The sequence below is a fragment of the Amycolatopsis sp. NPDC059021 genome, assembly GCF_042739895.1.
Taxonomy (GTDB): domain Bacteria; phylum Actinomycetota; class Actinomycetes; order Mycobacteriales; family Pseudonocardiaceae; genus Amycolatopsis.
Window position 1 is genome coordinate 6,559 of sequence record NZ_JBHYIQ010000068.1, and the last position, 7,285, is coordinate 13,843.

Sequence of the window (7,285 nt, forward strand, 5' to 3'; positions counted from 1 at the left end):
TTCCTCGCATGGGATGCGAGGAAAGTCCCCTTCAGCGCGTCTTACGCGAGCAACGTCCCCTTCAGCTAACGTCCCTTCCGCTAACGTCGCGGACATGCTCATCAACGCGGTTCCGCAGTGGCAGGGCGCGCTGAGTCCGCGCGCGCCGGAGCTTCCCGACGGGTGCGTGGCGCTCGCCGAGCTGGCCGGGCACGTGCTCGGCCTGCCGGTGCACCACATCCCGCAGAGCAAGGAGACCTCGCCGGTGGCAGGCGGTATCGCCAACCGGGAGGTCCTGCTCGCGAACCGTCCGGCGCAGCTGGCCGCGCTGGAGGCGCCCGGCGGTCCGGTGCTGACCATCGGCGGAGACTGCGGGACCGAACTGGTCCCGGTCGGCGTCGCGCGATTCCGGTACGGGCCGGGGCTCGGCGTCGTCTGGTTCGACGCGCATCCCGACCTCAACACCGCGGAATCCTCGCTCACCGGCGCCTACCACGGCATGGTCCTGCGGTCGCTGCTCGGCGACGGGGACCCCGATTTCGTGGCGAATCCCGCTCTCGGGCGGGGCCGGGCGGTGCTCGCCGGGACGAGGGTCTTCGACGACGCCGAGCGAGAGGCAGCCGAGAGTGGCCTCGTCGTGCGGGTCCCCGACATCACCGAGGACGGCGCCCTCACCGCCGCGTTGTCCGGCGCCGAGCACGTCTACCTGCATCTCGACCTCGATATCCTCGACCCCGGCGAGTTCGGCGGGCTCAACTTTCCCGAACCCGGCGGCGTGACGATCGCCGAGCTGGTCGCGGCGATCGAGTCCCTGTCCGCCTTCGACGTCGTCGGCGCTGCGATCACCGAATGTGTCGGCACCGAGGGGCTGGAGGTTCTGGAACCGGTGCTGGCCGCGATCGGCGGGCTGCTCAGCCAGGGGTAGCCCGGTTGGCCTCCACGATCGGGCGCAACGGCCGCATCCACAGCCGGGTGACGACGATGGCCAGCACGAACACCACGACCAACGGCACCTGGGACAGCCACACCGACTCGTCGACCCGCTCCGGCGGCAGGCTGTAGACGACCACGACCCGCAGGACGGCGTCGGCGGCGAACGCGGCGGCCCAGAACGCGGTCACCCCGCGCATCGCGCGCCGGAACCGGTGCGAGACCGTCCACGAGCGCTCGTACGCGGCGAGCATGGCCGGATCTCCCTTGGTGGCGAACGGTTTTCCGGACTCGTACACCAGCGGCTTACCGACGAAACACGTGACGAGCGCGAACACCGCGGCCGCGGCCAGATAGAACGCGGGTTTGGCGAGCACGACACGCGGGTCGTCGGTGACGAACAGCAGGACCGCCGAGAGCGCCATTTCGAGGAAGATCAAGGCCCCCAGCGCGTCCAGCCTGCGTCTTCGGATCGTGCCCGCCAGCGCAGTGACGCCGGTGGCGGCGCCGGCGATGGTGAGCGACCAGAAGGCGCTGAGGCCGAACCCTTGGTGCAGCAGGAAGTATCCGCCGATCGGCACGACGAGGTCGAGCAGAACGGGGAGCATGGCGCGGAATCGGGCGTTCACAGTGCTCCTTTCATCGAGGTTTCGACCGCGGCGCCGCCGACGCGCGCCCCGGCGATGAGCACGCGCATCTCAGTCGTCCTTCCGCTGCCATGGACGCCCGCGCCGTTGTTCACGCCGTTTGGTGGTCGCGATGGACGTCTCGAGGCGGGAGAGCAGCTCACCGAGCTTCCGGACGTCCTCGGGCTCCCAGTCCTCGAGGAAGTCCGCGAACCGGTCCAGGCCGAGCCGGGTGAGCCTGCGGACCTCGTCCCAGCCGGATTCGGTCAGCGTGATGAGGCAGGAGCGCCGGTCGGCCGGATCGGCTTCGAGCCGGACGTGGCCCGCCTCCTCCAGCACGCGGGTCTGGCGGGTGATCGAGGACTGGTGGACGCCGAGGTCGCTCGCGACGTCCGACGGCCGCACGGCGCCTTTCGTGGCGGACTGCTGGAGGATCGCCAGCCGGGTCGGGTCCATCTGCCCGCGCTGGGCGCGGCGCATGCTGTCGCTGATCCGGACGAGGGGGTAGACCAGCGCTTTCAGATCTTCCGGCTTCGGTCGCATACCGGGGACGGTAGCTGTACTTGCGCGAGGCAAACAAGTGGTTGGCGAGAATCTCAGGGGTAACCCTGAGTCTCCCCCGAGTAGCGTGCGGAAAGGGGGATTCGTCCGTTCGTACGTACTTTTCCGGGCACCCGGCGGACGGGTTTTCCTCCACTACGAGGGGGCGCCGGAGATCTTGTCACGAACATGACAAGAACTCGGTTTTCTTCGGAACAGGTGACACACCGGGGGCTAGTTTTTCGATGTGTCCGGTGTCACCCCCGCAGCGGCGCGGGGGAGGTGAGGCCGTGCCCCGGCGCGGCCGGACGCTGGGCGGAGCGAAGGAGCTGCGATGTCGCTGGAGCGCGGATTCGAGCACACTGCGCCCCCGGCGGCACTGCCGCGGAAACTCGCCGACATCCTCCGCCCCGAACTCGGCAGCCTCGCGACCGAGATCGTCGAGGAGATCCGCGCGACCATCCCGGCCTACGCGCGTCCGCTCGACGGCCCGTACGGCAAGTCGATCCGCGCCGGTGTCGAATACGCGATCACGTTGTTCGTCGCGCAGATCGCCGATCCGTCGGTGTCGAAGGAGCAGTCCCACGAAGTGCATCATCGGCTCGGGCAGAACGAGATGCGCGAGGGCCGCAGCCTGGACTCGCTGCAGTCCGCCTACCGCGTCGGCGCGCGGGTTTCGTGGCGGCGGATCATGCGGGTCGGCAGGCGCAGCGGCCTGTCCTCGGCGGTGATGTCCCAGCTGGCCGACGCGATGCTGGGGTTCATGGACGAACTCGCTTCGGTGGCGCTCGACGGTTATCTCGAGGCCAAGGCGAGAACCGCGGGCGCGCTGGACAGCTGGAGACGCAAGCTGCTCCAGCTCGTGCTCGAAAGCCCGCCCGCACCGGCGAAGGCGATCGCCGAACTGGCGCAGCTCATCGGCTGGACGGTCCCCGCGCAGGCGACGCCGGTGGCACTGCATCCCCAGGGCGAGGCGCTCCCGCCCCGCCGCATGGCTGCACTGGACTCCGACGTGCTCGCCGAACTCGACGGCGTGGAACCGAAACTCGTCGTCCCCGGCGAGATCAGCGCCGCCCGGCTCGCCTCGCTGCAGGCCGCGCTCCCGGACTGCCGCCTCGCCCTCGGCCCGCGCGTCGCGCTCGACACTCTCGCCGACTCGCTGCGCTGGGCCCGGCGCGCGCTGCTGCTCGCCGAACGCGGCGTCATCGTCCCGCGTCGCGTGGTCCGCGCCGAGGACCATCTGGCGACCCTGCTGGTCAACTCCGATCCCGGCCTGGTCGGCGCGCTGCGGAACCGGCTGTTCGCGCCGCTGGTGAGCATGACCGACAAACAGCGGGAACGGCTGCTGGAGACGCTGCGGGCCTGGCTGGACAGCCAGGGCAACGTCGTCGAGATCGCCGAGCGCCTCGGGGTGCACCCGCAGACCGTCCGCTACCGGATGCGCCAGCTCCAGTCGACCTTCGGCGAGAACCTGCGCGATCCCGCCGCCCGCTTCGAAATGGAGCTGGCCCTGCGGGCCGGGACGTGCCAAGCGCCGCCGGGAAATCGTTTCCCCGTCAGTGAGCTGCTGCCGTCGCCGCGGCGGAGCGGTCCACAGTGGACGTCCAAACAGGCGGCGCGCTGAGCGGCCTGTCTCCCCGGCGTACCTCGGACGCTCTTCGGTCAGGAGGGCGGTTTCGGGCAGTTCCGGTGGTCGGGTTCGTGGCAGGGCAGGAGGTTCTGGGTGATCACCTTGGCCTGGTTCCCCGGCCCGGACGCCATTCCGGTCAGCAGCGCGTCGAGGGGTTCCGCGACGCCACAGCCCTTGAAGGGCGGCAGCGTGAACCCGCGGAACCTCGGATCCGGCGAGTTCGGGTCGGTGCCGATGACGCCGATCCCGAACGGGTCGTAGTCGCCGCGGAGGTCGAGGGCCACCGGCCGGGCGGTCACGCAGTCCGGCCCGAGATCCAGGGGGGTGCCGTTGACCTTCGCGTCGCTCATCCTGGCCATGATCTCGATGTGCGTGGTGAGGATCCCGTTGTCCAGCGAACCGACGATCTCGATGTCCTTGCCGTTCTTGTAGTCCAGCGGCAGGAACTCGACGGTCCCGCTGACCGGGACGAAGCCGAAGCCGAGGAACGGCACGGAGACCGGCTTGAAGGAGACGAAACCCTGTGCCGTCACCACCGGCGGCAGATCCGGCGGGAAGCGCATGATCAGCCGGCCCTTGACCAGCCCGGTCGGGCCGGTGGCCACCTTGACGCCCAGGCGTTCCACCGTGGCCGTCGAGGTGACGCGCACCAGGCCGAGGGCCTGGATGTAGGGCGGTGGTTCCTCGTCCTGCGCGGTCACCGTTCCCGGCTTGCCGCGCCGCTCGCCGGGTGCTCCGCCCGGCGTCGCCGGAGCCGGGGGAGCGGTCTGGGGAGTCGCCGGGGGCAGCACCATGATGGAGCCGAGCGTCGTGTTCTGCTCGGGATCCAGCGTGCAGGTGATCTGCTTCGCCGGTGCCGTCGCAGGGGCACCGTCGGACGGCGGTGACTGCAGCGCGAGCGTGGGCGCGGTGAGGCCGAGGACGACGGGCCCGGCGGATTCGAGGGAGAACTCCGGGGGTTTCCCGGTCGCGGTCAGGGTGAGGTCACCGGTCTCCGGCAGCGGGGTGGGCGCGACGTCCATCGGGACGGTGATCGTGTCGTGTTTCGTGTCCTGGACGGCGGTGAGGACGACGCTCAGTCCACCTTGGACAGAGTGGCCAGTGGCGGCCAGGGACTGTGCCGCGTCACGTGGCAGGACGAGTTTCATCGACAACTCGCCGAGCGTGATGGGCTTGCTCTTCGGCGCCGAAACCGGGAGTTTCGCGGAGATCTCGGCCGAGACCCCGCGCGGGCCGATCGGGGCGGCGAACGCGCACGTGCTCGTGACGGCGCGCGTGACTGCCCGGAGTTCTTGCGCCGGCGGGGATTCCGGCCCGGTCGCCGCCGATCCCACGCCGGTCAGCCCGCCGGTGACGACGGACGCGAGTCCGACGGCCGTGAGCGCGCTCGCTGTCGTTCTCCGCCTGCGGGCTTGGCTTGTCATGGATGTCCCGGCTCCGGTGGTGATCGGGTGCGGATCGGGGTGGCCGGTGCCCGAGGGCACCGGCCACCCCGGCCGTCGTGGGCTAGGTGATGGTGATCGACGGGGTGAACGCCGTGTTCTGCGGCGGCGTCGTGGCCTTCAGGTTGCACGTCATGTTGTAGGGCGTCCAGGTGTTGGTCGAACCGCGGTGGAACTGCAGCTGCGCGGTGAGCTGCTGGCCGAGCGAAAGTGTCGCGGTGCCGGGGCTGCCGGCGGTGGCGGTCGGGATGCTGGAGGTCGCCACCTGCGAGATGACGACGGTGATCGGCTTGCCGTCGGCTGGATAGATCTTCTCCGGGACCTCCAGGCCGGTCGCGGCGGGCTGGGACAGGGTCCCGTTGGTGAGGGTGACCGGGACACTGGCGGTGCCGCGGATACCGTCGTAGCCCACGGCGGTGAGCAGGGAGTGGACCGCTCCGGTGATCGTGGCCGTACCGCCCACATTGGACGGTGTCGCCGTGCCGCCCGACGGGATGGAGTCCGGCGCGTCGAGCTGTGCGGTCACCACCACCGGCTGCGGCTGGATCCCGGGGAACGTGCAGAGATAGGTGACCCCGGTGGGCGGGTTCGTGGTCGGGTCCCCGACCTTGTAGGTGACCGTGGCGGCCATCGCGGTGCCTGCGGTGAGGACGATCGCCGCGCCGACGGCGGCGCCCGTTGTCACCGCGCGGGCGGACAACTTCCTGAGTCGGGACATGACTGCTATCTCCTTTGATCCAGTTTGACCCCTCGGCAGACCGCTGCCTCTGTGCCGTTCGCGTCGGACTCAGGTGGTGAACAACCGGGTTCCGGTACATTCGTCGGGCCGCAGAGCACGGTGGTGATATGTAAGGCTGATGTACGGCCGTGCCTCCCAGCTTACCTGCCGGTATCGAGGTTACTCGCGGGTTTCGTAGCGAACAAGACTTGTACCGGTACCGGGGTGACGTGGTGTTTCGGAGCCGGTTTTCTTGTCATCGGACGAGTAATTATCCGTGCTGCCTGCTCGGGTGTTGACAAAGACGGTTCGTGCCGCGGGGGATCGGTTGTGACGGGATATCATTCTTCGATCTTGGCGGGAGAACGCGAGAATATTCGAAGCGAGAAAGAGACTGCCATGACGCGTACTTGCGGTTGTCGGAAGGTGTCCCGGCGGGGTGCCGTGTTCGCGGTGGTGGCCGTGCTCTGCGCGCCGGTCCTCACCACTCCCGGGGCACTGGCCGCCCCTGTCGCGGGCGGTGTGGTGGCCTGGGGCGCCACCGACTACGGGGCCGTGCCCGCGCCGCCGGAGACGGGTGCGGGCGTGACCGCCGTGTCGGCGGGTTCGCTGGACACCCTCGCCATCCGGAACGGGGGCGTTTTCGCCTGGGGTGACAACAACTTCGGCCAGACCGAGGTGCCGGCGGAGGCGACGTCGGGCGTGAGCCGGATCGCGTCGGGCTGGGCGCACGAACTCGCGCTGAAGAACGGCAAGGTGCTCGCGTGGGGCAACGACTGGTACGGCCAGACGGCCGTCCCGGCCGCCGCGCTCAGTGGCGTGGTGGACATCGCGACCACCGCGCAGCACAGCCTGGCGCTCAAACAGGGCGGCCAGGTGATCAGCTGGGGTACCCGCACCGACGTGCCCCCGGCGGCGCAGGCCGGGGTTTCCGCGATCGCGGCGGGCGGGGACCACAACCTGGTGCTGAAGAACGGCGGCGTGCTCGCCTGGGGTGCCAACAGCTACGGGCAGTCCACCGTTCCCGCCGCGGCGACCTCGGGGGTCACCATGATTTCCGCCGGGTACAACCACAGCCTGGCGCTGAAGGACGGGGGCGTGCTCGCCTGGGGCGCCAACGACGAGCACCAGACCGAGGTGCCCGCCGCCGCACTTTCCGGTGTCGTGGCGATCGAGGCGGGCTGGAGCCACAACCTGGCGCTGAAGTCGACCGGTGAGGTCGTGGCCTGGGGTTCCGACCTGAGCGGGGAAACCAGCGGGGTGCCGGTCTTCTGTGGCCCGGTAACGGGAATCTCCGCGGGTGACCGGACCAGCAACGCGGTGTCGGCCAAGCTGTGCTGAAGGCCGGTGGGAGCCCGGCAGGGCTCCCACCCGCCGCATTTACCACGCCGCGGTTATCAGCCCGTGGAGGGCGGTGTGC

Annotated in this window: 7 protein-coding genes; 3 read left to right on the plus strand and 4 right to left on the minus strand. The window is 69.9% G+C overall.

Annotated elements, in window-relative coordinates; all coding sequences use genetic code 11:
• Positions 1-94 precede the first annotated feature (94 nt).
• The gene (locus tag ACFWX1_RS32170; protein WP_378393520.1) at positions 95-904 is read left to right on the plus strand and encodes an arginase family protein; all 810 of its coding nucleotides are present in this window, start codon (positions 95-97) and stop codon (positions 902-904) included.
• On the opposite strand, the gene ACFWX1_RS32175 is transcribed toward ACFWX1_RS32170, so the two are convergent.
• Positions 891-1,538, minus strand: coding sequence for a VC0807 family protein (locus ACFWX1_RS32175; protein WP_378393521.1), 648 nt, complete (start codon positions 1,536-1,538; stop codon positions 891-893). The two genes, ACFWX1_RS32170 and ACFWX1_RS32175, sit on opposite strands and share 14 nt — an antisense overlap.
• Positions 1,539-1,607: 69 nt before the next feature.
• Complete coding sequence (locus ACFWX1_RS32180) at positions 1,608-2,078, minus strand: MarR family winged helix-turn-helix transcriptional regulator (RefSeq protein ID WP_378393522.1); 471 nt, start codon at positions 2,076-2,078, stop codon at positions 1,608-1,610.
• A gap of 331 nt (positions 2,079-2,409) precedes the next feature.
• Between ACFWX1_RS32180 and ACFWX1_RS32185 the strand changes: the two genes are divergently transcribed.
• Positions 2,410-3,699, plus strand: coding sequence for a PucR family transcriptional regulator (locus ACFWX1_RS32185; protein ID WP_378393523.1), 1,290 nt, complete (start codon positions 2,410-2,412; stop codon positions 3,697-3,699).
• A gap of 38 nt (positions 3,700-3,737) precedes the next feature.
• Here the strand turns inward: ACFWX1_RS32185 and ACFWX1_RS32190 are convergent, their stop codons facing one another.
• Together ACFWX1_RS32190 and ACFWX1_RS32195 are read right to left on the minus strand one after the other, a co-directional pair.
• Positions 3,738-5,129 carry a DUF6801 domain-containing protein gene (locus tag ACFWX1_RS32190; protein WP_378393524.1) on the minus strand — a complete coding sequence of 464 codons (1,392 nt, stop codon included), beginning with the start codon at positions 5,127-5,129 and terminating at the stop codon, positions 3,738-3,740.
• Between the two features lie 82 nt (positions 5,130-5,211).
• A complete protein-coding gene (locus ACFWX1_RS32195) occupies positions 5,212-5,865 on the minus strand; it encodes a DUF6801 domain-containing protein (RefSeq protein WP_378393525.1) in 654 nt (217 codons plus the stop codon).
• 426 nt (positions 5,866-6,291) lie between these two features.
• Here ACFWX1_RS32195 and ACFWX1_RS32200 point away from each other — a divergent pair, with 426 nt between their 5' ends.
• Positions 6,292-7,206, plus strand: a complete 915-nt coding sequence (locus ACFWX1_RS32200) for an RCC1 domain-containing protein (protein WP_378393526.1) — start codon at positions 6,292-6,294, stop codon at positions 7,204-7,206.
• Positions 7,207-7,285: the final 79 nt, after the last annotated feature.

Excerpts from the sequence above, each read along its gene's own strand:
- ACFWX1_RS32190 (WP_378393524.1), bottom strand. The coding sequence starts at position 5,129 with ATGACAAGCCAAGCCCGCAGGCGGAGAACGACAGCGAGCGCGCTCACG.
- ACFWX1_RS32170 (WP_378393520.1), top strand. The coding sequence starts at position 95 with ATGCTCATCAACGCGGTTCCGCAGTGGCAGGGCGCGCTGAGTCCGCGC.
- ACFWX1_RS32195 (WP_378393525.1), bottom strand. The coding sequence starts at position 5,865 with ATGTCCCGACTCAGGAAGTTGTCCGCCCGCGCGGTGACAACGGGCGCC.
- ACFWX1_RS32180 (WP_378393522.1), bottom strand. The coding sequence starts at position 2,078 with ATGCGACCGAAGCCGGAAGATCTGAAAGCGCTGGTCTACCCCCTCGTC.
- ACFWX1_RS32185 (WP_378393523.1), top strand. The coding sequence starts at position 2,410 with ATGTCGCTGGAGCGCGGATTCGAGCACACTGCGCCCCCGGCGGCACTG.